Origin of the sequence: Saccharopolyspora sp. SCSIO 74807 (genome assembly GCF_037023755.1) — a bacterium.
GTDB classification, from domain to species: Bacteria; Actinomycetota; Actinomycetes; order Mycobacteriales; family Pseudonocardiaceae; genus Saccharopolyspora_C; species Saccharopolyspora_C galaxeae.
The window spans coordinates 622,501-647,076 of sequence record NZ_CP146100.1 but is presented as its reverse complement, the minus strand read 5'-3'; the positions used below and the strand labels follow the sequence as shown (position 1 = coordinate 647,076).

The window sequence follows — 24,576 nt, the reverse complement described above, 5'->3', positions numbered from 1 at the left end:
AACGGCCTGCTCGTCCGAACAGATCGGACCAGCGGTCCGTGCACTCCTTTCCGGCCGCGGGGAAGCGGCTACTGGCCCTCGATCACGTCGGGGTCCAGGCCCAGGTAGGTCGCCACCTGCTCGATCAGCACGTCGTGCAGCAGGTCGGCCATGTCCTGCCCGTCCCGGGCGCGCGCCTCCAGCGGTCGCCGGTACAGCACGATCCGCGCCCGGGTGGGCAGCCCGCGGCGATCCACCCCGGACGGCACCAGCCGGGCCAGCGGCACGTTCGCGTCGACCACCACGTCGTCGTCCCAGACGATCTTCTCCGGAGCGGTGGCCTTGACTTCCGGAACCTCATCCACCGCCACGTCGAGCTCGGTCAGCTCGGCGTGCCAACGCTGCTCGATCGGCTCCAGCGCCTCCAGCACCAGCGCGTCGAACCGCTGGGAGCGGCTGCGCGCGACGGGGACCGACGATGGGTACAGGGGGCCGCGCAGTCCGCGGCCTCGACGGTCCCGCCGGGCTAGCGTCCGGCGCCGATGTCCACGTGCGGTCACCACGGGCTGAGGGTACGCCCTCCGCCCCGCGGCGGGGATGCCCGTTCGGGCGCCTGTCGCGCCACGGTCGGTGACCGCAGCGCCCACCGAGGTGTTCAGCGCACCGCGAACAAACCCGCTCACCTGGGCGAACGCCGGGCGAACAGCCTTGAAAGGGCCCGCGGCGCGAGACGATTCCGCGTGCCTGCGGCACGCACTGGACCGAGGGCGCTATCGTGCGGGTCGTGCGGAGCGTGAGGCGGTGCTCGCGGACCGGGTGTACCAACCCGGCCGTTGCGACGCTCACCTATGCCTATGCGGACTCCACCGCCGTGGTCGGACCACTGGCCACCTATGCCGAACCGCACAGCTACGACCTCTGCGAAGACCACGCGCTGAAGCTGACCGTGCCGAAGGGCTGGGAGGTCGTGCGGCACGAGGGCGAGTTCGGCATGCCGGAAGCCTCCGCCGACGACCTGACCGCGCTGGCCGAGGCGGTCCGGGAAGCCGGCCGCGATTGCGACCCGCCGGACTTCACCGTTGGCGACGGCCGCCGCGGCCACCTGCGGGCGCTGCCGGACCCGCGGGACGAGTGATTCACCCACACCCGGCCCGAACGGCTCGCCGACCCCTTTCAAGATCACCGATCGCCGGTAGGCTCTGCAGCGCAAGCGAGGTTGGTCGGACTACGTAGGGGTGTGCCGCGTGCGGGACCTGTCGGAGATCGTCAAGGCGTACGACATCCGCGGGGTGGTGGACGAGCAGCTGGACGCCGACTCGGTGCGCGAGATCGGCGCGGCTTTCACCAGGCTCGTCGGCGGACCAGCCGTGATCGTGGGCCACGACATGCGCGAGTCGTCGCCCCGGCTGGCCGCCGCCTTCGCCGAGGGCGTCACCGGCCAGGGCGTGGACGTGATCTCGATCGGGCTGGCGAGCACGGACCTGCTCTACTTCGCCTCCGGCACGCTGGAGCTGCCGGGCGCGATGTTCACCGCCAGCCACAACCCGGCCCGCTACAACGGCATCAAGCTGTGCCGCTCGGGCGCGGCGCCGGTCGGGCAGGACAGCGGGCTGTCCGAGATCCAGGAGCTGGTCGCGCACGGCGTGCCGGAGTTCCTCGGCGCCAAGGGCAGCGCCACCGAGCGCGGCATGGTCGCCGACTACGCGAACTTCCTGCGCGAGCTGGTGGACCTGCGCGGCGTGCGTCCGCTGAAGATCGTGGTCGACGCGGGCAACGGGATGGCCGGGCACACCGTGCCGACCGTGTTCGAGGACCTGCCGATCGAGGTCGTGCCGCTGTACTTCGAGCTGGACGGCACGTTCCCGAACCACGAGGCGAACCCGCTGGACCCGGCGAACCTGGTGGACCTGCAGGCGAAGGTGCGCGAGGTCGGCGCGGACGCCGGGCTGGCCTTCGACGGGGACGCCGACCGCTGCTTCGTGGTCGACGAGAACGCCGACCCGGTCGCGCCGAGCGCGATCACCGCGCTGGTCGCGGTGCGCGAGCTGGCCAAGGAGCCGGGCGCGACGGTGATCCACAACCTGATCACCTCGAACGCGGTGCCGGAGATCGTCGCCGAGCACGGCGGCGAGCCGATGCGCACCCGGGTGGGGCACTCGTTCATCAAGCAGACCATGGCCGAGACCGGTGCGATCTTCGGCGGCGAGCACTCCGCGCACTACTACTTCCGCGAGTTCTGGAAGGCCGACTCCGGGATGCTGGCCGCGCTGCACGTGCTGGCCGCGCTCGGCGGGCAGGACGGCCCGCTGTCGGCGCTGATGGCCGACTACTCCCGCTACGCGGCCTCCGGTGAGATCAATTCGACGGTCCAGGACCCGGACGGCAGGCTGCGGGCGGTCGCCGAGACCTACCGGGATCGCAACGGAGCTCGAATCGACGAACTGGACGGGCTTACCGTGGAGCTGGCGGACGGTGCCTGGTTCAACCTGCGTCCCTCGAACACCGAGCCGCTGCTGCGGCTGAACGTGGAGGCACCGGACGCCGCGGCGGTGGCCGCGTTGCGCGACGAGGTGCTCGCGGTGGTGCGGGGCTGAGCGCCGCCGCAGCGGGTGCGATCTTGGGAGGGAAAGTGGCCGTGGACCTGGAACCGAAGTTGCTGGAGATCCTGGCCTGCCCGGGCGAGGGCGGTGCGTTGCGCGCCGGTTCGGCCGGTGACGCGCAGGCGGACTACCTGACCTGCAGCGAATGCGGTCGCGGTTTTCCGGTGCGGGACGGGATCCCGGTGCTGCTGCTGGAGGAGGCCGTTGGAGGCCCCGACGCGGGCGGTTCCGGGGACGCGGGCAGTCCCGGGGAGAGGTGACCCCCGGTGCTCGACGACAGCCTGTTCGACGACCCGGACCGGATCGCGGCGGCGGATGCGCGCGGACTGCTGCGCTCGGCCGCGCTGGCCGGCGCGCAGGTGCGCGCGACGGCCGAAGCGGTGGCCGGCTTGGACGACATCGCCGATGAGCGTCCGCGGTCGCTGGTGCTGGCCGCCCGTCCCGGTGTCGGACCGGCGGTGTGCGAGCTGCTGGCGGCGCTGACCGGCCCGTCCTGCCCGGTCCCGGTTTTCGTGGGGGAGCGGGTTCCCGCCTGGGTGGGCCCGCTGGACGTGGTCTTCGCGCACACCGCCGACCCGGGCGATCCGGTGCTGGCGGAGTCGGTGGCGACCGCGGCCCGCCGGGGCACGTCGGTGGTGCTGGCGGCTCCGGAGGAAGGGCCGGTCGCAGCTTCCGGAGCGGGCCGCGCGAAGGTCGTGGCGCCGCGGATCCCGGTGCCGGACGAACTCACCTTCGCGCACGTGCTCACCGTCGGTCTCGCCGTGCTCGACGCGCTCGGGCTGGTGCGCTGCGACACCGACGCGCTGGCCGACGAGCTGGACCAGGAGGCCGAACGCGCGAGCCCGCGGCACGAGCCGCTGACGAACCCGGCGAAGTCGCTGGCGCTGCGACTGGCCGAGCACGCGCCGTTGCTGTGGGGCCTGGACCCGGTGTCGACGGCGGTGGCCCGGCACGGCGGCTACGCGCTCGGCGCGCACGCCGGGATGGCCTGCGATGCGGTCGGCTACCAGCAGGCGGTGGCGCGTCCCGCGTTGTACCGGCAGGCGGCGGAGGCCGGTTCGGACGTGTTCGCCGACCCGGACGAGGTCTCGGCGGCCGCGCACCGGATCTTCCTGGTCAGCGCCCGCTACGACGCTCACGCCGAAGCGGCGGAGCGGGCCGCGGTGCAAGCGCTGCCCAGCGCCGACCTGATCAGCCCGGGCGAGGCGGTGCGCGACGACGCGGTGTTGCGCTCGGCGCTGCTGGCCGCGCGGTTCGACCTGGCCGCGGTCTACCTCGGCTTGGCGACGGGCACGCTGGGCGGGCCCGGCAGGCAGGCGCTGGCGGTGCACTGACCGGCGGTTCGCGCTGTGCTGCCGGAATCGACCCTGGTGCAGTGCTTACGCGAGTGGGCTCGAAGCGAGTGGGCTGAGGCGAGTGGACGGCGCGGCGGTGCCGCGGTTCGCGTCCGAGGAGAGCCGCGAAGGAAGCGAGAACGACTGTGGAGTTACTGCGGAACGCGGTGCGCCCCTACGCGTGGGGCTCGCGTACCGCTATCGCGGATCTGCTCGGGCGGCCCGTCCCCACCCCGCATCCGGAGGCCGAGCTGTGGATGGGCGCGCACCCGGGCGATTCGTCGAAGCTGGTGCGCCCGGACGGCACCGAGGAGTCCTTGCTGCAGCTGCTTGGCGCCGACCCGGCGCACCACCTCGGCGCGGAATGCACCGGCCGCTGGGGCCACCGGCTGCCGTTCATGCTGAAGGTGCTCGCCGCCGACGAGCCGTTGAGCCTGCAGGCGCACCCGTCGGCGGAGCAGGCCGCGGAGGGCTTCGAGCGGGAGGAACGCGCCGGGCTGCCGCGCAACGCCCCGGACCGCAACTACCCGGATCCGACCGCGAAGCCCGAGCTGATCTGCGCGCTGACCGAGTTCCACGCGCTGGCCGGCTTCCGCGACGCGCACCGCACCGTGCGGTTGCTGGGCGAACTGGACGTGCCGAGCCTGCGCGCGCACACCGGTCTGCTGGCCGCCCAGCCGGACGCGGAGGGGTTGCGCGCACTTTTCACGACGTGGATCACGCTGCCCGAGCACTACCTGCGCGAACTCATGCCGGAACTGTTGGACGCCTGCGTGCGGCACGTGCGCGAGCACGGCGAGTTCGCCCTGGAATGCCGAACGGTGCTGGAGCTGGGGGAGGCGTACCCGAACGACGCGGGCGTGCTGGCGAGCCTGCTGCTGAACCGGCTGGTGCTGCAGCCGGGCGAGGCGATCTTCCTGCCCGCCGGGAACCTGCACGCCTACCTGCACGGCACCGGTGTGGAGATCCTCGCGAACTCGGACAACATCCTGCGCTGCGGGTTGACGCCGAAGTACGTCAACGTGCCGGAGCTGCTGCGGGTGCTGGACTTCACCTGCGCGGACATGCGGGTGCACAAGGGCGAGTCGCTGGACGCGAACCTGACCGTCTACCGGACGCCCGCCGAGGAGTTCGAGCTGTCCCGGGTGGACTGGTCCCCGGCGGCTTCGGCACCGGTGCGGCTGGACTCGGGCGGCCCGCAGATCGTGCTGTGCACCAAGGGCGGGGTGCGGTTGCGCGCGCAGGACGGTTCGCTGCCGGATCTTCAGCTGGCCAAGGGCGAGTCGGTGTGGCTGGCCGCGTCCGACCCGGCGGTGCTGGCGACCCCTGCTTGCGTGGACGGCACCGCGCAGATCTTCCGCGCGGCGACCGGCAATTGAGGGCTGTTCGCCCGGTACGCGCGGATCCGCGGATACCGGCTCGGCGCCACGGGGCGCGCAGGTACATTCCCAGGCAACTCGTGACGATCTAGGAACTTCGGCGATCTAGTGGTTGGGGAGCGACATCGTGTCAGCAGGCGGCGGTACCAAGGCGATCCTGGCGGCCCTGTCCGCGAACGCGGGCATCGCGGTGGCCAAATTCGGCGGGTTCCTGTTCACCGGTTCCTCGTCGATGCTGGCGGAGTCGGTGCACTCGGTCGCGGACACCGCCAACCAGGGCCTGCTGCTGGTGGGCAAGAAGACCTCGCAGCGCAAACCGACCGAGGAACACCCGTTCGGCTACGGCCGGGACCGGTTCTTCTACTCGTTCGTCGTGGCGCTGCTGCTGTTCAGCCTCGGCTCGGTGTTCGCCCTCTACGAGGGCTTCCACAAGATCGAGCACCCGGAGCCGTTGACCAGCCCGCTGGTCGCGGTGGTGATCCTGCTGATCGCGATCGGGCTGGAGACCTACAGCTTCCGCACCGCGATCATGGAGTCCCGCGAGCTCAAGGGCGGGCTGAGCTGGTGGCAGTTCATCCGGCAGGCCAAGACCCCGGAGCTGCCGGTGGTGCTGCTGGAGGACGCAGGCGCGCTGCTCGGCTTGGTGTTCGCGCTGGGTGGTGTGGGGCTGAGCGTGCTGACCGGTAATCCGGTCTTCGACGGCATCGGCACGATGGGCATCGGCGTGCTGCTCGGCGTGATCGCGGTCGTGCTGATCGTGGAGACGAAGAGCCTGCTGATCGGGGAGGGCGCCGCCCCGGCCGTGCTGGACGACATCGTCGCCGGGCTGCGCGGTGACCGGGTGCGCAAGGTGATCCACATCCGCACCCAGTACCTCGGGCCGGACGAGCTGCTGGTCGCGGCGAAGATCGAGCTGGAGCCCGCGCTGCCGGTCGCGGACGTCGCCCTGGAGATCGATGCCGCGGAGGCCCGGGTGCGGGAGAAGGTGCCCGCGGCCAAGCTGATCTACCTCGAGCCGGACCTGGACCGCACGTCCGAGCAGAAGACCGCGAAACAGGACTGATCCGACCGCGCGACGAATGCGATCGGCCGCTTCTGCCCGGACCCCGCCGTCGCTTTCGCGGAGATCGCGGGAATACCGGGAATTTGTTCAGCCCCCGCGGCGCCTACCTGCGACGGCGCGGGTCGTGTGTGCGCAATGTGATCGATCGGTAGCAATCGGACGATCACGGTGTCCGCCGGGTGGCCGGAGCGGTCACAGAGCATTAACGAATGGTGCGGCCCACACTGTTTTTCAGCGCTTCCGGTGCAACACTCCCGCGTTAGGGTGCGTTCCACCATTCGGGTTGGAAGAGGAGGGCGACAGTGCCAGGAACTGGGCTGTGGCGGACCAAGTCGGTCGAGCAATCGATCAAGGACACCGACGAGCCGGACACCAAGCTGCGCAAGAACCTCGGCGCTTGGGACCTGATCGTGTTCGGTGTCTCGGTCGTCGTCGGCGCGGGGATCTTCACCCTCGCCGCGTCGACCGCCGGGGACATCACGGGGCCGTCGGTCTCGGTGTCGTTCTTGATCGCCGCCATCGCGTGCGGGCTCGCCGCGGTCTGCTACGCGGAGTTCGCCTCCACCGTGCCGGTCGCGGGCAGCGCCTACACCTACTCCTACGCGACGTTCGGCGAGTTCATCGCGTGGATCATCGGCTGGGACCTGATCCTGGAGTTCGCCGTGGCGGCAGCGGCGGTGAGCAAGGGCTGGTCGACCTACCTGCAGCAGGTGCTGGGCCTGATCGGGCTCGAGGGCGCGCAGACGAAGTTCGACCTCGGGCCGTTGCAGTTCGACTGGGGCGCGCTGCTGCTGGTCGCGATCCTGACCACGGTGCTCGCGGCGGGGACCAAGCTCTCCGCGCGAGTCAGCCTGGTGATCAGCACCCTCAAGGTGTTCGTGGTCCTGCTGGTCGTGGTGGCGGGTCTGTCCTACGTCAACTCCGACAACTACTCGCCGTTCATCCCGCCGGCGCAGGGTGCGGTCGAGGACGCCTCGAAGCTGGACCAGTCGCTGCTTTCGCTGCTGCTCGGCGGCACGACCAGCAACTTCGGCGTCTTCGGCCTGCTGGCGGGCGCTTCGCTGGTGTTCTTCGCGTTCATCGGGTTCGACGTGGTGGCCACCACCGCGGAGGAGACCCGCAACCCGCAGCGGGACGCCCCGCGCGGCATCTTCGGCTCGCTAGCCATCGTCACCGTGCTGTACGTGGCCGTGGCGATCGTGGTTACCGGGATGGTCAACTACACGCAGCTGGCCACGCAGGGCGATGAGAAGGCGACGCTGGCCACCGCGTTCCAGATCCACGGCGTCACCTGGGCGGCGAGCGTGATCACCGTCGGCGCGCTGGCCGGTCTGACCACGGTCGTGATGGTGATGTTCCTCGGGCAGGTGCGGATCCTGTTCGCGATGTCCCGCGACGGGCTGCTGCCGCGCGGGCTGGCCAAGACCGACGAGGAGCGCGGCACGCCGGTGCGCGCCACCGTGCTGGTCGGTGTCGTGGTGGCGCTGGCGTCGGCGTTCTTCCCGGCGGACAAGCTCGAAGAGATGGTCAACGTCGGCACGCTGTTCGCGTTCATCCTGGTCTCCGCCGGGGTGATCGTCCTGCGGCGTTCCCGGCCGGACCTGCCGCGCGGGTTCCGGGCGCCGCTGGTGCCGTTGATCCCGGTGCTGGCGATCATCTCCTGCCTGTGGCTGATGCTGAACCTGACCGCGCTGACCTGGGTGCGGTTCGTGGTGTGGATGATCGCCGGCGTGGTGGTGTACTTCCTGTACGGCCGCAACCACTCGCGGCTCGGTGCGCGCCAGCGCGGTGAGGTCTCCGCGGGCGGCTCCGTCTGAGTTCCGCTGCGACACGGCCCCGCTCACCCGGTTCGGGTGGGCGGGGCCGCTTGTTGTTCCGCAGCGTCTCCGCCGCGAGCCGCGCATCGCAGCTTCGCCCGGGGTGAACGACCTGTTCGCCCGTTCTTGTCGGACCAGCGGTCCGTTCGCCCCGGAACGGACTCTGCTGATCAGGTGGTGTGCGGGCGCGTCGGCCCGTTTCGGCGGGCCGGACGTGCCGTGAACGTGCGAACCGTTCGGGACGAGCCGTTCGAAGGAGCCACCGGGCGCGCGGCGTCCGCTCCGTTCCGCGCTCGCTCGCGGATGTGGGCGCGGGCCGACCGCCCAGCGGCTCAGTCCGCGCGCGGAGCGGTGCGCTGGGCACCGCCGCGTTCCCACGGGGCGACCCGGCCGCGCGGCTCGGTGATCTCCGGCAGCTCGGAACGCTCCGGAGCATCCGGCTGCGGCTCGTCCGCCGCGTCGTTGTCGAGCAGTTCCGGGAGCGGATCGTCGACCGGCGCCTCGGCTTCGGCCACGGCCGTCGACGTCGCGGCGGGCTTCGCCTGCCCGTGCTGCGCCACCGCCCCGAGCGGATCCGCCGCCTGCGCCACGGCCGGCGTGCGCAGCGGCAACGTCGCGCCGCGCACCGGGATCTCCAGGCCCGCGGCCATCGCGACCGCCCGATCCCATTCCGGATCACCGCTGTAATCCGAGTGCCCCAGCACCCCGGGAACCCACCGGCGGAACGAGAACGGCCCCCGCTGCGGGTCCGGCAGCCAGTGGTCCCCACCGAGCACCAGCGCTCCGGTCGGCCCGCGCGTGGCGGGCGGCAGCGGTCCCTGGGTGCCGTCGGGACGCAGTCCCACCCCGAGCAGCATCCCGTCGAAGACCTGCCGGTTCCAGGTGGTGACCGCCCCGCCGAGCGGATCGGTACCGCGGCACAGCGACCGCCAGCGGCCGCCGAGAGATCCGGCGAGATCCCGCAACGACCGGTGCGGCACCACGCCCGGGAACGCGCGCGGGTAGGCCCACTGCAGTTGCGAACCGGCGGTGACCAGGCCGACCCGTTCCCGATCGGCCTCCGGCAACGATTCCAGCAGCCGCGCGGTCGCCACCGCGGCGAGCAGGCTGCCCTGGCTGTGCCCGACCAGCACCACGCGGGTGTCCGGTTCGGCGAGGTGCTCGGCGGCTCGCGCGGCGAGTTCCGGCACCACCTTCAGCGCGTAGCACGGCGGCACCACGGGATGCGCCTCGCGCGGCCAGAACAACGTCAGATCGCACAGGATGCCCAGGTAGCGCCCGGCGGTCCGTTCCCGCGCGGCCATCTGCACCATCCGCAGCAGTCCGACCGCGAGCACGCCCAGCGCGAGCACGCCCAGCCCGCGGATCCAGTCCGCCCACTCGGCCCGCACCATCCACGCCCGCAACATCAGCGACAACGTGCTGCTGACCGCCAGCACCGCTGCCACCAGCAGCAGCACGTGGTGCGAGTAGCGGCGCTGCACGTCCGCCACGTGCCAGGAACCGGCCGCGCTGCGCTGGTCCTGCTGCCTGCCCGCGTGCAGCAGCGAGACCTGCTCGGGAACGCTGTCGTCCGGCTTGAACAGCAGCCGCCGGATCCACGCCCAGGCGCCGAGCCCGGCGCTGCCGAGCGCGAGCAGGATCGCCGCGCTGCCCCAGAAGAAGGTGACCTCGTCGTAGGAGGTGGGCAGCCGCAGCTGCTCGGCGCGCAGCGCTTGGCGCAGGCTCAGCGCCAGCCCGGAGCCGAAGCCGACACCGAGCATGGCGGCCAGCATCAGCATCGGCGCCGCCATCCAGCCGCCCGCCCACGGACGCAGCTCGCGCGGCACCGAGGACCAGTTCCCGCGCGCGAGCAGCGCGGCGGGCACCAGCAGCACCGCCACGACCAGGCAGACGACCAGCAGCGCGATCACGATCGCGCTGACCGTGGGGTCCGAGCCCGGCAGCGGCCCGTTCAGCTCGCCGGGCAGGACCGCCACGCTCGCCACCAGCACGGCCGCCACGATCATCGAGCTGCGTCGCGCCGCCTTGCTCAGCAGCCCGCGCAGCAGCTGCGCGAACGCGCCCGAACCCATCCCGGTCGGGTCGTCCAGCAGCACCGTGCCGACCACCGAGAGCACCAGCAGCGCTTCGGCCAGCACCCAGCGCGGATCGGGGCTCGGCGCGAGCGGGCCACCGAGCGCCAGCGACGCCAGCACGGCCAGCGCACCGGTCACGTGCAGCGCGCGCAGCGCCGGGGTGTCCGGGTCGGCCACGACGTTCGCACCGGGCAGCAGCGGTGCGCGGCCCGAGTGCTGCGCTTTGCCGCCTCGCTGGCCTGCTGTTTTGAACGCGTTCGACAACTTCCACGACACGCTGGAGAGCCAGTGCATCAACAGCACGAACAATCCGAGCAGGAGCATCGCGGCGATCGAACGCAGCGAGGTCAGTTCCCGCACCGACTCCGGCACGAAACTCAGGCACTGCGCATTCGGCCGGAGACATTGCGCAGCGACCATGTCCAGCAGCACCACGGCGAGCTGCGCGACGAACAGCATCGTCAGCAGCAGCGCGCCGAGCCGCAGCAGCGCCCGCAGCACCGTCCCGAGCGCCTTGCCGATGCGGTCTTCCGGCCGCGGCGGTGGCAGCATCCAGTGCGCGACGTTGCTCAACGCGAACGGGAACAGCAGCGCCCAAGTGGCCTTGGACAACCCGCCGGAAGTCATCCCGCCCCACACGTAACCTTCGACGATGCGCGGCACGGTGCGGTCGCCCGCGGTCAGCATCGGCCCGGGCACCGGCCGCAGCAGCCGGTCGGCGGGGCGCACGATGCGCCCCACCCCGTCGCCCGCGACGTCCACGGAGGCCACCGAGTCGGTGAGCTCCTCCCCGGTGGTGCCCAGGATGCCGTGCACCCGCAGTTCGACCACGCGGGTGTCCGGCCCCGGTATCTGCACTGTGTCCTCCCGGCCGCAAGGTGGATCATGATCACGTGCTGGTGATTGTCCACCGCGCATCGGCTCGTGGCGAGCGATTGGCCACTCGATTGTGGCGGCGCGGGCGCGGCGGTGTCCCGTTTTCGCGGCGAACGGTGGGAAAACCTCGCGCGCACGGCAGTGCCGCGGACGCCCGTTGTGCGCAAGATCGCGACGGAGTTCCCCTGCTCGCGCCGACGTCGACCGACGAACGCAACGGGACCGAGGAGCCGTCCCCGCCGCGGCTCCTCGGTCCCTTCAGGCGGGTTCCGCTGGAGGTGCTCAGCGGGACCCGGGTCCGTGTACGTCGCCCATCCGGCCGGCCTGGATCACTATTCCCGAACCGCCGTTGCCGCTGAATTCGTTGTGCACGTGCTGCGGCTTGTCCGGTTCGGTGCGGCGCTGCTGCGCTTCGGCGACGTCCTCGCTCTGCACCGGCGTCAGTCCCTCGATCTGGCCGAGCCGCTGCGGATTCGCCGACGGCTTCGGGGTGTAGAGGTAGCCGGTCCCAAGGTAGCTCTTGACCTGCAACGCGTTCTTGGCGAACTGGCTGGGCCGCTGCTTGACGTAGTCGCCTGCGACGACGTCGGTGTAGACCCGCTCGGACAGGATCGCGGCCAGGAAGGTCACGTCCGGGTCGGAGTCGGCGAGCACCGCCCGCACTGGCTCGGAGTCCAGCAGCCGGTGCGTCTCGTTCATCGCCGTCGCGGGCCCGGCTTCCGGCACCGGTCCGATGTGGACGCTCGCACGCAGCCGCAGCCGCAGGTCCCGGCTGCGCGCGCGGACGACCTCGTCGTGGGCTTCGAGCACTTCCTGCAGCTCGCCGAGGAACGGATCCACCAGGAACGGCGTGTCCACCGCGTCCACCCCGAAGTAGTAGCCATCGCCGGTGGACGAGCCGAACACCCGGTTGTCCCAGAGCCGCCCCAGTTCGCGCTGCTCGAACGCGAGCGAGAGCAGCTGCGGGATGTCCTTGCTGAGCTGTTCCTGGTGCGCGCTCGGGCTGCTGCTGAAATCCCGCACGTCCACCGCGAACACCGCGCGGTACGGCGGCAGCTGCTTGCTGCGGCGGATGTTCTGGTGCGGGTCGGGGTTCGGCATCGCGGGCGGTCCTCTCTGCACTTGCTGTTGGAAGCACCATCGGCCACCGGTGCGGTGGCTCGTGTCCGATCTCGGACGTGTGGTGATCGACGTCACTGTTGGCGGGAGCTTTGCACGTGCCGGCTCAGCGCGTCCACGTCCAGCAGGTGCACGCCGCCCGGCTCGGTGCGCAGCAAGCCCTCCGCGCGGAAGTCCGCCAGGCTCGCCGCCACCGAACTCCTTGCCACGCCGAGGAGTTCGGCCAGGTCGTGCTGGTAGAGCGGGACGAAACCCGCGGTGTCGCTGACCGCGACGAGCCGGCACAGCAGCCACGCGACCTTGGCCTTCACCGGAACACCGGCGAGTTCGGAGACCATGCTGCTGTTCGACCGCAGCTTCATGCTCAGGTAGCTGGTCAACATCTGATCCAACCTGCGGCGGTGCAGGAACGCCGTGAACTCGGCGTCCCGCAGCACGTGCGCCCGCACATCGGTGACCGCGTAGACGCTGGCCGACCTCGGCTGCCGGTCCACCACTGCGAACTCGCCCAACGTGTCGCCGGGCCCGCGCACCGCGAGCAGCACCTGCCCGCGGTCCGGGCGGGCGGCGACGACCTTGCACACCCCGCGGACCACGGCCAGCACGTGGTGGCCCTCTTCGCCTTGGTTGAGCACCGTCTGCCCGGGCTCGAAGCGGGCCTGGGTGCCGATGTCCAGCAGTGCGCGCCAATTCTGCGGACCGAGGTGGTCGCGGAAGCTGCGGTAACCGGGGGAGGGTGGGAAGGCCACGGACGGTCAGTGTGCTGCACGCCGATCGGCAAGTGAATGATCTTCGAGTCAGCGCAACCCTAATGGCGGCGTACGCGCGGGCGCTGCGTATCGTTTCCCGGCGTGGGGCGGCTCATCGTGATCGAAGGAATGGACGGCGCGGGCAAGCGCACGCTCGCCGAAGGTCTCGGTGCACAGCTGCGGGCGCGCGGGTTTTCCTCGTCGCACGCCGCATTTCCCCGCTACGACACCGATGTGCACGCCGAACTGGTGCGGGAGGCGCTGCACGGCGCGCACGGTGATCTCGGTGCATCCGTGTACGGGATGGCGGTGCTCTACGCCCTGGACCGCCGCGGCGCCGTCGAAGCGCTGCGCGCGCAGCTCGCCGAGCACGACATCGTGCTGCTGGACCGCTACGTCGCATCGAACGCCGCGTACGGCGCCGCCCGCTTGCGCCAAGGCGCGGACGGCGAGTTCGTGCGCTGGGTCCACGAGCTGGAGGTCGAGCGCTTCGCCGCGCCCCGCCCCGACCTGCAACTGCTGCTGAACGTGCCGGCCACCGTCGCGGCCGATCGCGCCGAACACCGCGAACGCCGCGAGCAGGACCGCGACCGCGACAGCTTCGAGTCGGACGCCCCGCTGCAGCAGCGCGTCGGCGAGGTCTACGCGCAACTCGCCGAATCCGGGTGGTGGTCGCCGTGGCTCGTGGTCGACGGCAGCGACCGGCCGGACTACGCCGAGCTGGCCAGTTTGCTCACCCGCTGACCCGGACTCGCCCGTTCGGCGGTACACCTCGCTCGCGGTTCGGTGCATACCCGGCGACCTGCGGTGACGATCGACGGGTGGTGCAAGACCCGGGAGTGAGAAGTGCAACCATGTGGGGCATGAAGGCGCGCGTGCTCGTGGTGGACGACGATCCGGCCCTGGCCGAAATGCTGACCATCGTCCTGCGCGGCGAAGGGTTCGAGACCGCCGTGGTCAGCGACGGCACCAAGGCGATGCCCGCGCTGCGCGAACTCAAACCGGACCTGGTGCTGCTGGACCTGATGCTGCCCGGGATGAACGGCATCGACGTGTGCAAGGCGATCCGCACCGAGTCCGTGGTGCCGATCGTGATGCTCACCGCCAAGAGCGACACCGTGGACGTCGTGCTGGGGCTGGAATCCGGCGCCGACGACTACGTGGTCAAACCGTTCAAGCCGAAGGAGCTCGTCGCCCGGCTGCGCGCCCGGCTGCGCCGCACCGACGCCGAACCGGCCGAGGTGCTGGCCATCGGCGACCTCAGCATCGACGTGCCCGGCCACGAGGTCACCCGCGAGGGAGTGCCGATAGCGCTGACCCCGCTGGAGTTCGATCTGCTGGTCGCGCTGGCCCGCAAGCCGCGCCAGGTGTTCACCCGCGAGGTCCTGCTGGAGCAGGTCTGGGGTTACCGGCACGCCGCCGACACCCGCCTGGTGAACGTCCACGTGCAGCGGCTGCGGTCCAAAGTGGAAACCGACCCGGAGCGCCCGGAGGTGGTCCTGACGGTGCGCGGCGTCGGGTACAAGGCAGGACCGCCGTGACCGCCCGCCGCGTGGTCCGAACAGGACTGTCGCGGTGAGCGGGCGGACCGTGCGCGCGAAGGCGGCGCTGCGCGAGCGGGCGCTGCTGCTGCGCGGTGAACTCCGCGAGCGCTGGCAGCGGTTCGAGCTGCTGTGGCGCCGCTCGATGCAGCTGCGCGTGGTCGTGAGCACCTTGGCGCTGTCGTCCGCGGTGATCTTCGTGCTGGGCATGGTGCTGCTGACGCAGATCACCTACCAGCTGCTGGAGGCCAAGGAGCGCGCCGCGACCTCGCAGGTCAGAAGCAGCGTGGGGGTGCTGGAGCGGGAGCTGACCGCGGTCGACCCGAACTCGGACGACGTTTCCGAGCAGCTGGAGCAGGCGCTGAACCGGCTCACCACCCCGAACTCCGGCCGGTCCACCGGCCAGCCCGTGGCAGGCGTTTTCGACCCGGTGCTGGTGGACGGTTCGTCCGCGGCCCCGGGCCGGCCGCAACCGGCCGCGGGACCGATCGGTGACGTGCCCGGTGAGCTGCGGCGGTTCGTCGAACGCGGCCAGCTCGCCCGCCAGATCACCACCGTCTCCCGCGGGCCGAACCAGGTGACGATGCTGGTGGTCGGCACTCCGGTCGGCAGCTCCACCCGCTCGCTGCAGGCGTACCTGCTGTTCCCGCTCAGCGCGGAGCAGCGCACGCTCGACGTCGTGCAGAGCACGCTGCTGATCGGCGGGCTCGTGCTGGTGGTGCTGCTCGGCGCGATCACCAACCTGGTCACCCGCCAGGTGGTGCGCCCGGTGCGGCAGGCCGCGCAGAACGCGGCGCGGCTCGCCGACGGCGACCTCGACCAGCGGATGCGGGTGATCGGCGAGGACGACGTGGCCCGGCTGGCCGAGTCGTTCAACGAGATGGCCGACAGCCTCAAGCAGCAGATCCAGCAGCTGGAGGAGTTCGGCCAGCTGCAACGCCGGTTCACCTCGGACGTCTCGCACGAACTGCGCACCCCGCTGACCACGGTCCGGATGGCCGCCGACGTGCTGCACGCCTCCCGCGAGCAGTTCCCGGCCGGGCTGGCGCGCTCCACCGAGCTGCTGGTCGACGAACTGGACCGGTTCGAGGCGCTGCTGGCCGACCTGCTGGAGATCTCCCGGCTGGACGCCGGAGTCGCCGAGCTCTCGCCGGAACCGCTGCACCTGCCCGAGATCGTGCAGGGCGCGGTCGATTCGGTGCGCGCCATCGCCGAAACCAGCGGTGTCCCGCTGCGGGTGGAGGTGCCCGGCGAGAACCAGGACCTCAACCTCGTCGCCGACGCGCGGCGGCTGGAGCGGATCGTGCGCAACCTCGTCGCCAACGCCATCGACCACGCCGAGGGCGGTCCGGTGGAGATCCGCTTCGGCTCCGGCGAGGACGCGGTCGCGGTGAGCATCCGCGACTACGGCGTCGGTCTGCGGCCCGGCGAGGCGGACCTGGTGTTCACCCGGTTCTGGCGCGCCGACCCGTCCCGCAACCGGCGCACCGGCGGCACCGGGCTGGGCCTGTCGATCAGCTCCGAGGACGCCCGGCTGCACGGCGGCGCCCTGGACGCCTGGGGCGAACCGGGCGCCGGGTCCTGCTTCCGGCTCACGCTGCCGCGGACGCCCGGGCAGGAGTTCGCCGAAAGCCCGCTGTCGTTGCCGGTCAGCCGCCGGATCGCCGCCCCGGGCGCGCTGCTGGCCCGCACCGTCGACGCGCCCAAGGAACTGGAGGCAGGCGAAGCCGAGGTCACCGACACCGGCCCGGCGCGGCTGTCCGAACCGGAACGTTCTCGGGAGGAGATCCGGTGACCGGCCGTGGACTCGTCGCGCTGTTGCTGGCCGTGCTGCCGATGACCGCGTGCGCCTCGATCCCGGAAAGCTCCGACCCGGTCGCGGTGTGGCCGATGGAGGAGGGCAGCAGCCCGGTTTCGATCAAGCCGCCGCCGAAGGGCGTGGACCCGCTGGACATCGTGCGCAGGTTCGTCGACTCCGGGGCGACCCCGGAAAGCGACTACGAGGCGGGCAGGCTGCACCTGACCGATGCCGCGCGGCGGGCCTGGCGGCCGTCGAACTCGCTCATGATCGTCGACGACGTGGACACCATCCCGGTACCGCCGGTGCCGAACCAGCCGGCGAACGTGCAGCTGGTGAGCCTGCAGGCGGACAAAGTCGGGCACCTGCGCCCGGACTCGTCGTTCGCCCCGGACAGCGGGCCGTACCAGGTGCAGCTGCGGGTCGAGCGGGACGCCGAAGGGCAGTGGCGGATCGCCTCGCCGCCGCCGGAGATGGTGCTCAGCCGCAGCTCGTTCAAGCAGGACTACATGCAGGTGCCGATCTACTTCGTCGACCACGAGCGCTCCCGGGTCGTGCCCGACCTGCGCTACGTCGTCTCGAAACCGGAGAGCACGCTGCCGCGGCGGGTGATCGAACTGCTCACCGCAGGGCCGTCGGAGGGCTTCCGCGGCGCCATGTACAGCGAGCTGCCGCCCGGTACCGACCCGAAGACCAACGTCAGCGAGGCCGACGACGCCGCACTGGTGGTCAACTTCAGCGAGCTCGGGGACCTGCCGCCGGAGACGCGGCGGCTGATCGCCGCGCAGGTCGTGCTGTCGCTGCAGACGGTCAGCAAGGCGCGGGTGCGGTTGCAGGAGGAGGGCGTGCCGCTGCTGCCGGACAAGCAGGAACTGCGGCCCACCGACGTCGTCTCCTACGAGAGCGCGAACGCGGTGAATCCGGAGCTGCCCGGTCTGGCGGTCGCCGACGAGCGGCTTTACGCGCTGGATCGGCCGGCCCGGCCGATCCCCGGACCGGCGGGAGCGGGTGCTCAGTACAAGGTCGTGGAGGCCGCCCAGTCCGCCGACGGCGGGCAGCTCGCCGCGGTCACCCGCACCGCAGGCGGCGTCGAGCTGCGCGTCGGTCCCTACGGCGAGGCGATGCCCGCGGTCGGCTTGCCCGGCAACTTCATGAGCAGGCCCAGCTGGCGCGGCGAGAACGAGGTCTGGGCCGTGGTCAACGGCCGCGACGTGTACCGCGCGGTGCGCAATGGCGGGTCGTGGACCGCAGCACCGGTGGACATCTCCGAGTTCGGCCGGGTCGGGGACATCAAGGAGTTGCGGCTGTCCCGCGACGGAACCCGGGCTGCGGCCGTGGTCGACGGCCGGTTGGTCGTCGCGGGCGTGGTGGAGAAGGACGGGCGGTTCGCGCTGCGGCACCCGGTGCAGCTGGGCGCGTACACGAACATCACCGGGGTCGACTGGCTCACGGACCGTTCGCTGGTGGCCACCACCGACAGCAACTCCTCGCCGGTCATGAAGGTGTCCGTGGACGGCTTCGAGTGGAACGAGTACGCCTCGGCGAACCTGAACCAGCCGGTGACCGCCGTGACCGTGGGGCCGGGACGCCGGGTCGTGGTCTCCGACCAGAGCGGGTTGTGGGAGGCCGGGGAGTCGGACCCGGTGTGGAGCCTGCTGGACGGGTGGCAGCTGTTGCCCGGGCAGAGCGGCGGTTCCATCCCGTTCTTCCCCGGCTGATCCGGCTTCTGACCGACCTGTTTTCCGGCTGGACCGGCATTCCCGGCTGACCTGGCGTTTCCGGCCGGCCCGGTCCGGAGCCGCGGGCGTGCGCCGACACGCGCGGGTGAGTCGGCCCGGTGGATCGCGCACGATCCCGGCATGACTCGATCGACATTGTCCGTGCGTCGACACGGGCCCCGAGGAGTGCGCGACCGCGCCTTCGGTGCTCCAGGCTTCTCCGGCTTGGCCACCGCGATTTCCGGCCTGGTGGACCTGATGCTGCCGCTGCGCTGCGCCGGATGCGGCGCGCCCGGAATCAGCTGGTGCCGCGGCTGCGCCCGTGAACTCGGCGGGCCGCGCCGAGTGCACCGGGAGCTGCCCGCCATCCCCGGAGCAGGACCCGACCCGCCGGTGTTCGCGCTGGGCAAGTACCGCGGCGCGCCGCGCCGGGCGGTCGTGGCCTACAAGGCTTCCGGGCGTCGCGACCTCGCCGAACCGTTCGGCCGAGCGCTCGCCGGTGGGCTCCGCGCGTTGCTCGATTGGGCGGAGTCGCTGCCCGCCGGTGCGGACCCCGCCGACCGGACGTCTGGTTCCCGCGAGGGAGCGCACCTGCGGTCGCCTTGGTACGTGGTGCCTGCACCGTCTCGGACGATCACCTCCCGTCGCCGCGGCGGTGCGCACATGACGCGCGTTGCGCACCGCGCCGTCGAGGAGCTGACCGCGCTCGGCCTGCACGCCTCGGTCGCGGACTGCCTGGTGATCCGTCCGGGAGCGCGCGACTCGGTCGGGCTCGACCCGGCACAGCGGCTGCACAACCTGAGCGGCCAGGTGCTCGCGCGGCCTTCCGGGCTACCTCCGCCCGGTGCCCCGGTTCTGCTCATCGACGACGTCCTGACCAGCGGCGCGACTCTGGCGAGCTGCGCGCACGCGCTGTCCGCGGGAGGCGCTCCCACGACCGTGGCGCTGCTGCTGACCGCGACTCCGGGGTAACTCGATCGGGCGTTGTCAGCTCGTACGGCGTGCGGGTGGAACTCAGCCCGGAACGCCATTCGTTGCTTGAGTGTGCGCAGTGCGGGCGGTACGACGACCGAAGTGCAGTGTCACGACGGCACGTGGCGCCCCGTAGTCGAGAGCCGGGCTATGTTCGCCCGATGGAGTGAGACGTGGTCGACGTCGAAGTTCGCGCAAGCACCGTTCAGTGCGTCCCGCATTCGCCCTCTCAGCCGTGCTCATCACGCTGGGTGGTGGCTTGACGTCGCTCGTCCCGGGGTCTGTTACCCGATCTCGAATCAAGCTAACGTGCAGCACATTCAGCTGTACCCGGGCTGTGGGAAGGAGTGAAGAACCCATGTCCCTGGCACCGGAGGCGAGCTGATCGCGCCGCTGTTCCGGTGCCCCGTGCGCATCGACCACGGATTACGCGAGGAACGGAGGTCGTGAATGGACATCGTCGTCAAGGGCCGTAACGTCGAGGTTCCCGAGCACTACCGGGAGCACGTCGCGGAAAAGCTGGCCCGAGTGGAACGGTACGACAGAAAGACCATCCGGGCGGACGTGGAGCTCAACCACGAACGCAACCCGCGCCAGGCGAAGAACTGCCAGCGCGTCGAGATCACCGTCAAAGGGCGTGGCGGCGCCGTGCGCGCCGAGGCTTGCGCAGGCGACTTCTACTCCGCCCTCGACTCGGCGACGACCAAGCTGGAGAACCGGCTTCGCCGAATGCACGACCGCAGGAAGGTGCACTACGGGAAGCGCAACCCGATCTCCGTTGCGCAAGCGACCTCGGCCAACGCCGAGCAGACCGTCGCCACGGCGAATTCCGGCGGCGTCGGCCTGCTGGAAGCGCCCGCCGAAGCTGCTGCTTCGGCAGGGTCCGGACAACAGCGGGAAGCGGCCGACGTGCCGACTGCCGGCGATCCCGGCACGGACGCGAGCAGCACCGCACCAGACCGCGCCGGGACCGTGCCCGAGCCGCGCTGGAGCGCGGAAACCCGCGAGGACGAACCAGGCCGGATCGTGCGGGAGAAGGAGCACCCGGCGACGCCGATGACCGTCGATCAAGCCCTCTACCAGATGGAGCTGGTCGGCCACGACTTCTACATGTTCTTCGACGCCGACACCGGGCGGCCGAGCGTGGTGTACCGGCGCAGAGGATTCGACTACGGGGTGATCCGACTCGCCTGCTGACCGAGCGGAGCCGGGCGCAGGCCGCGGCGGGACGCCGCAGGCAGGCATCGGCACCGCACCGGCCGTAGGCGACTCTGCGCCAAGGCCGGACCCCACTCGCCGTCCCCCGCGTACCGTGGTGCGCGGGGGACGGTTCACGTTCAGCGGCGCCACGCCCAGCCGTTGTGATCGAACGCCGCCCCTGCAACCGGCTCTAATACGATGACCATAAGGCGTCCGTGACGGACGCATCACGATCAGCTAGTGAGGTCGACCGGATGGTCCTGTCCCGACTGCTCCGCGCCGGCGAGGGCAAGACGCTCAAGCGCCTGCGCGCCATCGCGGCGCACATCAACGAGCTCGAAGACGGAGTGGTCGCGCTCTCCGACGCAGATCTGCGGGCCAAGACCGACGAGTTCAAGCGCCGCCACCAGGATGGCGAGTCGCTGGACGAGCTGCTGCCCGAGGCGTTCGCCGTCGCCCGCGAGGGTGCCCAGCGCACGCTGGGTCAGCGCCACTTCGACGTGCAGGTCATGGGTGGTGCCGCGCTGCACCTCGGCCAGATCGCCGAGATGAAGACCGGTGAAGGCAAGACCCTGACCTGCGTGCTGCCCGCGTACCTCAACGCCATCGCGGGCAAGGGCGTGCACGTGGTCACGGTCAACGACTACCTGGCCAAGCGCGACGCCGACTGGATGGGCCGGGTGCACCGCTTCCTCGGCCTGGACGTCGCAGCGATCGTGGCGGACCTGCCTCCGGAGCAGCGCAAGGCCGCGTACGCCGCCGACATCACTTACGGAACGAACAACGAGTTCGGCTTCGACTACCTGCGCGACAACATGGCTTGGAGCCTGGCCGACTGCGTGCAGCGCGGGCACTTCTTCTCCGTGGTCGACGAGGTCGACTCGATCCTCATCGACGAGGCCCGGACGCCGCTGATCATTTCCGGCCCTGCCGACCAGTCCTCGCGCTGGTACCAGGAGTTCGCCCGGATCGCGCCGATGCTGCGCAAGGACGACCACTACGAGGTCGACGAGCGCAAGCGCACGGTCGGCATCACCGAGGACGGCGTCTCGATCGTCGAAGACCAGCTCGGCATCGAGAACCTCTACGAGGCCGAGAACACGCCGCTGGTCGGCTACCTGAACAACGCGGTCAAGGCCAAGGAGCTCTACAAGCGCGACAAGGACTACATCGTCCGGGACGGCGAAGTGGCCATCGTCGACGAGTTCACCGGCCGCGTCCTGCACGGTCGTCGCTACAACGAGGGAATGCACCAGGCGATCGAGGCCAAGGAAGGCGTCGAGATCAAGGCCGAGAACCAGACCCTGGCCACGATCACGCTGCAGAACTACTTCCGGCTCTACGAGAAGCTCGCGGGCATGACCGGTACTGCGCAGACCGAAGCGGCCGAGTTCCAGGCCACCTACAAGCTCGGCGTGGTCACCGTCCCCACCAACGAGCCGATGGTCCGCGCGGACCAGCCGGACCTGGTCTACAAGAGCGAGGCCGCGAAGTTCGCGGCCGTCGCCGACGACATCGAGGAGAAGAACCGCAAGGGCCAGCCGGTGCTGGTCGGCACCACCAGCGTCGAGCACTCCGAGTACCTGGCGAAGCTGCTGACCAAGAAGAGCGTGCCGCACAGCGTCCTGAACGCCAAGCACCACGAGTCGGAAGCCGGGATCATCGCCGAGGCCGGGCGCAAGGGCTCGGTCACGGTGGCCACGAACATGGCCGGTCGCGGTACCGACATCGTGCTCGGTGGCAACGTCGACCACCTCGCCGACACCGAACTGCGCCGCCGCGGCCTGGACCCGGTGCAGCACCGCGAGCAGTACGAAGCCGAGTGGCCCGGCACCGTGGAGCGGCTCAAGTCGCAGGTCCAGGCGGAGGCCGACGAGGTCAGGGATGCCGGTGGCCTCTACGTGCTCGGTACCGAACGGCACGAGTCGCGCCGGATCGACAACCAGCTGCGCGGCCGTTCCGGCCGGCAGGGCGACCCTGGCGAGTCCCGGTTCTACCTCTCGCTCGGTGACGAGCTGATGCGCCGGTTCAACGCCGCGATGGTCGAGACGGTGATGACCCGGCTCAAGGTGCCCGACGAGGTCCCGATCGAGCACAAGATGGTGACCCGGGCGATCCGCAGTGCGCAGACCCAGGTCGAGCAGCAGAACATGGAGATCCGCAAGAACGTCCTCAAGTACGACGAGGTGATGAACCAGCAGCGTTCGGTCATCTACACCGAGCGCCGCCGGGTGCTCGAGGGCGAGGATCTCCGCGAGCAGATCCAGCACATGATCAACGACGTGGTCGGCGCCTACGTCAACGGCGCCACCGCGGAGGGCTACGCGGAGGACTGGGACTTCGAGAAGCTCTGGACGGCCCTCAAGGCCCTCTACCCGGTCCAGCTGGACTGGGAGGAACTGCTCGAGACCGAGGAGGACGTGACCAAGGAGCGGTTGCTCGAAGCGGTCCTCGCCGACGCCCGCGACGCCTACGACCGGCGGGAAGCGGAGGTCGACGGCAAGGTCGGCGTCGGCGCGATGCGCGAGCTGGAGCGGCGCGTGGTGCTCAGCGTGCTGGACCGCAAGTGGCGCGAACACCTCTACGAGATGGATTACCTCAAGGAGGGCATCGGGTTGCGGGCGATGGCGCAGCGCGACCCGCTGGTCGAGTACCGCCGCGAGGGCTTCGACATGTTCCACGCGATGCTCGAGGCGCTCAAGGAGGAGTCGGTCGGCTTCCTGTTCAACGTGCAGGTCGAGGCGGCCGAGCCGGAGCCAGCGCAGGAGCCGTCGGTTCCGGTGTCGGTGAGCAGTTCCGACGGCTCCGACTTCCCGACCGACGTGCAGCAGGCGGTTCCGCAGGCAGCCGGTGCGCAGCCCGCGGGCGGTGCACCGCAGGCCGCGCAGCCGAGGTCGAAGCGTTCCCGTTCCTCGGCCGGTCCGGCGCTGAGCCAGCTCGGCGACGCTCCGCAGGGCGGTGACGGCGCGAAACCGCAGGCGTTCGGCGGCCAGGGCTTCGAGCAGCCGGACCGCAGGCTCAGCTACTCCGGTCCCGCCGAGTCCGGTGGTGTTGAGACCAGCGGGGAGCAGAACGGCGGCCAGTCCGGTCAGAACGGAACCCGCCGCGAGCGGCGGGCGGCCGCGCGTGAAGCCAAGAAGAACAAGCGCAGCTGAACGTCGCCTGACGCACGAACATTCCCTGCCCCGCGCTCGAGGAGCGCGGGGCAGCGGTGTGTCCGGGCCTGGACCTCTCACACCGTGCACAGGAAGGTGCACAACCATCCGTGCGGACTCCTTTCCCAACGCAGCACGACCGCGCGGGTGCGCAGGTCGGATCCGATGACGGCGCAGCCTTCGACGTGGTCCGGCGTGATCGCGCAGGCGTGCAAGGAGCACAGCCGCAGACCCGGTTCACGCACCAGTCCGCGGAACGACGGTGCGTTGAGCAGGTTCTGCACCGGGCGGGTGATCCGCGGGCGGACCTGGCTCAGCGGCCGGCGTCCGAGCAGCACGTCCACGATCGGCCCGCCCAAGTAGCGGGCCAGTGCCGAGGAAGTACGGCCTGCCGGCTGGTCACCGTGGTCGGTCGGTTCCGGCCGAGCGGTCGAAGCCGGATCTGCCGGTGCGGGCGTCGCTTGCGGGGCGGCGATTGCGGCGGTCATCGGATCTCCTGGAACGCGGGGCGGATCGGCCGGCACTGTCCGGGCCTCGCTTGGAAGAGGAGCCGACGCCTCGATTGCGGACAGCTTCGAGGCGGGTACGACCCGAAGGTGTGAGCCAGGGTCGCCGGCATCGCCGGGTAGAACCGGCATGACCTGCAGCTTCCTCGCTAGGAGGGGGCCTTGTTCAAGCGTCCGTCAGCGTCCTGTAGATTTCTCTTCGCCAGCGCGGAACGGGCCGGAAACGGACCGGGCGGTGGTCGCACCGGAACCGAGTGTTCGGGTGGTCCTCAACTTTAGAGCAGGTCAGTGCATCGGCTGACCAGGTGCGGGTGACCGCGAGGTCGACCCCCCTGAAAAAGCCGAAAAACGGTCCTGCTAAAGTAGAGAACATCAGCAAGACGAAGAGATGACTCCCCGGGGTTTTGGTGCCTGGTTGGTGCTGGGGTTCTGGTGTGGGTGTGTTCTTTGAGAACTCAACAGCGTGCCGATGATGGTGAGTGGTAGTACTTACTTTGTTTTTGCTCTGACCATTGTTTTGGTTGGGGTGCCTCGTTTATTTTTCGGGGCAGGATTTTTCTCTGATCATTGTTGGAGAGTTTGATCCTGGCTCAGGACGAACGCTGGCGGCGTGCTTAACACATGCAAGTCGAACGCTGAAGCCCTTCGGGGTGGATGAGTGGCGAACGGGTGAGTAACACGTGGGTAATCTG

The 24,576-nt window shown here is 70.6% G+C and carries 19 protein-coding genes and 1 rRNA gene (1 of these 20 only partly in view); 15 read left to right on the top strand and 5 right to left on the bottom strand.

All coding sequences use genetic code 11. The annotated features are described in order from the left end of the window. Positions 1–68: 68 nt before the first annotated feature. Positions 69–542 (bottom strand): metallopeptidase family protein, encoded by a 474-nt coding sequence (locus tag V1457_RS02895; RefSeq protein WP_200073526.1) that lies wholly within the window; start codon positions 540–542, stop codon positions 69–71. A 221-nt stretch (positions 543–763) separates the two neighbouring features. Between V1457_RS02895 and V1457_RS02890 the strand changes: the two genes are divergently transcribed. The 7 genes from V1457_RS02890 (at position 764) to V1457_RS02860 (ending at position 8,172) form a co-directional block, all read left to right on the top strand. Next, positions 764–1,114 (top strand): DUF3499 domain-containing protein, encoded by a 351-nt coding sequence (locus tag V1457_RS02890; RefSeq protein ID WP_200073527.1) that lies wholly within the window; start codon positions 764–766, stop codon positions 1,112–1,114. 109 nt (positions 1,115–1,223) lie between these two features. Beyond that, entirely contained in the window at positions 1,224–2,573 is a 1,350-nt protein-coding gene (locus tag V1457_RS02885; protein WP_200073528.1) for a phosphomannomutase/phosphoglucomutase, read from the top strand. Between the two features lie 41 nt (positions 2,574–2,614). After that, complete coding sequence (locus tag V1457_RS02880) at positions 2,615–2,839, top strand: Trm112 family protein (protein ID WP_374220988.1); 225 nt, start codon at positions 2,615–2,617, stop codon at positions 2,837–2,839. Between the two features lie 6 nt (positions 2,840–2,845). Beyond that, complete coding sequence (locus V1457_RS02875; RefSeq protein ID WP_200073530.1) at positions 2,846–3,913, top strand: hypothetical protein; 1,068 nt, start codon at positions 2,846–2,848, stop codon at positions 3,911–3,913. 146 nt (positions 3,914–4,059) lie between these two features. Continuing rightward, entirely contained in the window at positions 4,060–5,292 is a 1,233-nt protein-coding gene (manA, locus tag V1457_RS02870) for a mannose-6-phosphate isomerase, class I (RefSeq protein ID WP_295145846.1), read from the top strand. 127 nt (positions 5,293–5,419) lie between these two features. Then, positions 5,420–6,355, top strand: coding sequence for a cation diffusion facilitator family transporter (locus V1457_RS02865; protein WP_200073532.1), 936 nt, complete (start codon positions 5,420–5,422; stop codon positions 6,353–6,355). A gap of 302 nt (positions 6,356–6,657) precedes the next feature. After that, positions 6,658–8,172 carry an amino acid permease gene (locus V1457_RS02860; protein WP_200073533.1) on the top strand — a complete coding sequence of 505 codons (1,515 nt, stop codon included), beginning with the start codon at positions 6,658–6,660 and terminating at the stop codon, positions 8,170–8,172. A 332-nt stretch (positions 8,173–8,504) separates the two neighbouring features. Here V1457_RS02860 and V1457_RS02855 read toward each other — a convergent pair whose 3' ends face one another. From V1457_RS02855 to V1457_RS02845, 3 genes are all read right to left on the bottom strand, one after another. Further along, on the bottom strand, positions 8,505–11,108 hold the full coding sequence (locus V1457_RS02855) for a hypothetical protein (RefSeq protein ID WP_338599885.1): 2,604 nt from the start codon (positions 11,106–11,108) through the stop codon (positions 8,505–8,507). A gap of 300 nt (positions 11,109–11,408) precedes the next feature. Next, positions 11,409–12,227, bottom strand: a complete 819-nt coding sequence (locus V1457_RS02850; RefSeq protein ID WP_295146594.1) for a hypothetical protein — start codon at positions 12,225–12,227, stop codon at positions 11,409–11,411. A gap of 92 nt (positions 12,228–12,319) precedes the next feature. Then, positions 12,320–12,994, bottom strand: a complete 675-nt coding sequence (locus V1457_RS02845; protein WP_338599882.1) for a Crp/Fnr family transcriptional regulator — start codon at positions 12,992–12,994, stop codon at positions 12,320–12,322. Positions 12,995–13,096: 102 nt separating this feature from the next. On the opposite strand from V1457_RS02845, the gene V1457_RS02840 reads away from it, so the two are divergent. The 7 genes from V1457_RS02840 to secA all read left to right on the top strand — a co-directional run bounded on the left by V1457_RS02840 (position 13,097) and on the right by secA (position 23,378). Next, entirely contained in the window at positions 13,097–13,738 is a 642-nt protein-coding gene (locus V1457_RS02840) for a dTMP kinase (RefSeq protein ID WP_200073537.1), read from the top strand. Between the two features lie 119 nt (positions 13,739–13,857). Next, a complete protein-coding gene (gene mtrA, locus V1457_RS02835) occupies positions 13,858–14,535 on the top strand; it encodes an MtrAB system response regulator MtrA (RefSeq protein ID WP_233628696.1) in 678 nt (225 codons plus the stop codon). Between the two features lie 34 nt (positions 14,536–14,569). Further along, on the top strand, positions 14,570–16,330 hold the full coding sequence (gene mtrB, locus V1457_RS02830) for an MtrAB system histidine kinase MtrB (protein WP_374220989.1): 1,761 nt from the start codon (positions 14,570–14,572) through the stop codon (positions 16,328–16,330). After that, the gene (locus V1457_RS02825) at positions 16,327–18,051 is read left to right on the top strand and encodes an LpqB family beta-propeller domain-containing protein (protein ID WP_307850342.1); all 1,725 of its coding nucleotides are present in this window, start codon (positions 16,327–16,329) and stop codon (positions 18,049–18,051) included. The genes mtrB and V1457_RS02825 overlap by 4 nt, the downstream gene beginning before the upstream one ends. Before the next feature lie 225 nt (positions 18,052–18,276). Then, complete coding sequence (locus V1457_RS02820; protein ID WP_338599877.1) at positions 18,277–19,023, top strand: ComF family protein; 747 nt, start codon at positions 18,277–18,279, stop codon at positions 19,021–19,023. Between the two features lie 450 nt (positions 19,024–19,473). Continuing rightward, positions 19,474–20,220, top strand: coding sequence for a ribosome hibernation-promoting factor, HPF/YfiA family (gene hpf / locus V1457_RS02815; RefSeq protein WP_295149900.1), 747 nt, complete (start codon positions 19,474–19,476; stop codon positions 20,218–20,220). 257 nt (positions 20,221–20,477) lie between these two features. Then, positions 20,478–23,378, top strand: a complete 2,901-nt coding sequence (gene secA, locus V1457_RS02810) for a preprotein translocase subunit SecA (protein ID WP_338599874.1) — start codon at positions 20,478–20,480, stop codon at positions 23,376–23,378. Positions 23,379–23,455: 77 nt separating this feature from the next. Here secA and V1457_RS02805 read toward each other — a convergent pair whose 3' ends face one another. After that, complete coding sequence (locus tag V1457_RS02805; protein WP_200073542.1) at positions 23,456–23,866, bottom strand: Rv3235 family protein; 411 nt, start codon at positions 23,864–23,866, stop codon at positions 23,456–23,458. Between the two features lie 585 nt (positions 23,867–24,451). Between V1457_RS02805 and V1457_RS02800 the strand changes: the two genes are divergently transcribed. Beyond that, positions 24,452–24,576 (top strand): 16S ribosomal RNA (locus tag V1457_RS02800); it runs 1,400 nt beyond the window's last position.

Coding starts and splice junctions, on each gene's coding strand:
- V1457_RS02850 (WP_295146594.1), bottom strand. CDS start 12,227: ATGCCGAACCCCGACCCGCACCAGAACATCCGCCGCAGCAAGCAGCTG.
- hpf (WP_295149900.1), top strand. CDS start 19,474: ATGGACATCGTCGTCAAGGGCCGTAACGTCGAGGTTCCCGAGCACTAC.
- secA (WP_338599874.1), top strand. CDS start 20,478: ATGGTCCTGTCCCGACTGCTCCGCGCCGGCGAGGGCAAGACGCTCAAG.
- mtrA (WP_233628696.1), top strand. CDS start 13,858: ATGAAGGCGCGCGTGCTCGTGGTGGACGACGATCCGGCCCTGGCCGAA.
- V1457_RS02805 (WP_200073542.1), bottom strand. CDS start 23,866: ATGACCGCCGCAATCGCCGCCCCGCAAGCGACGCCCGCACCGGCAGAT.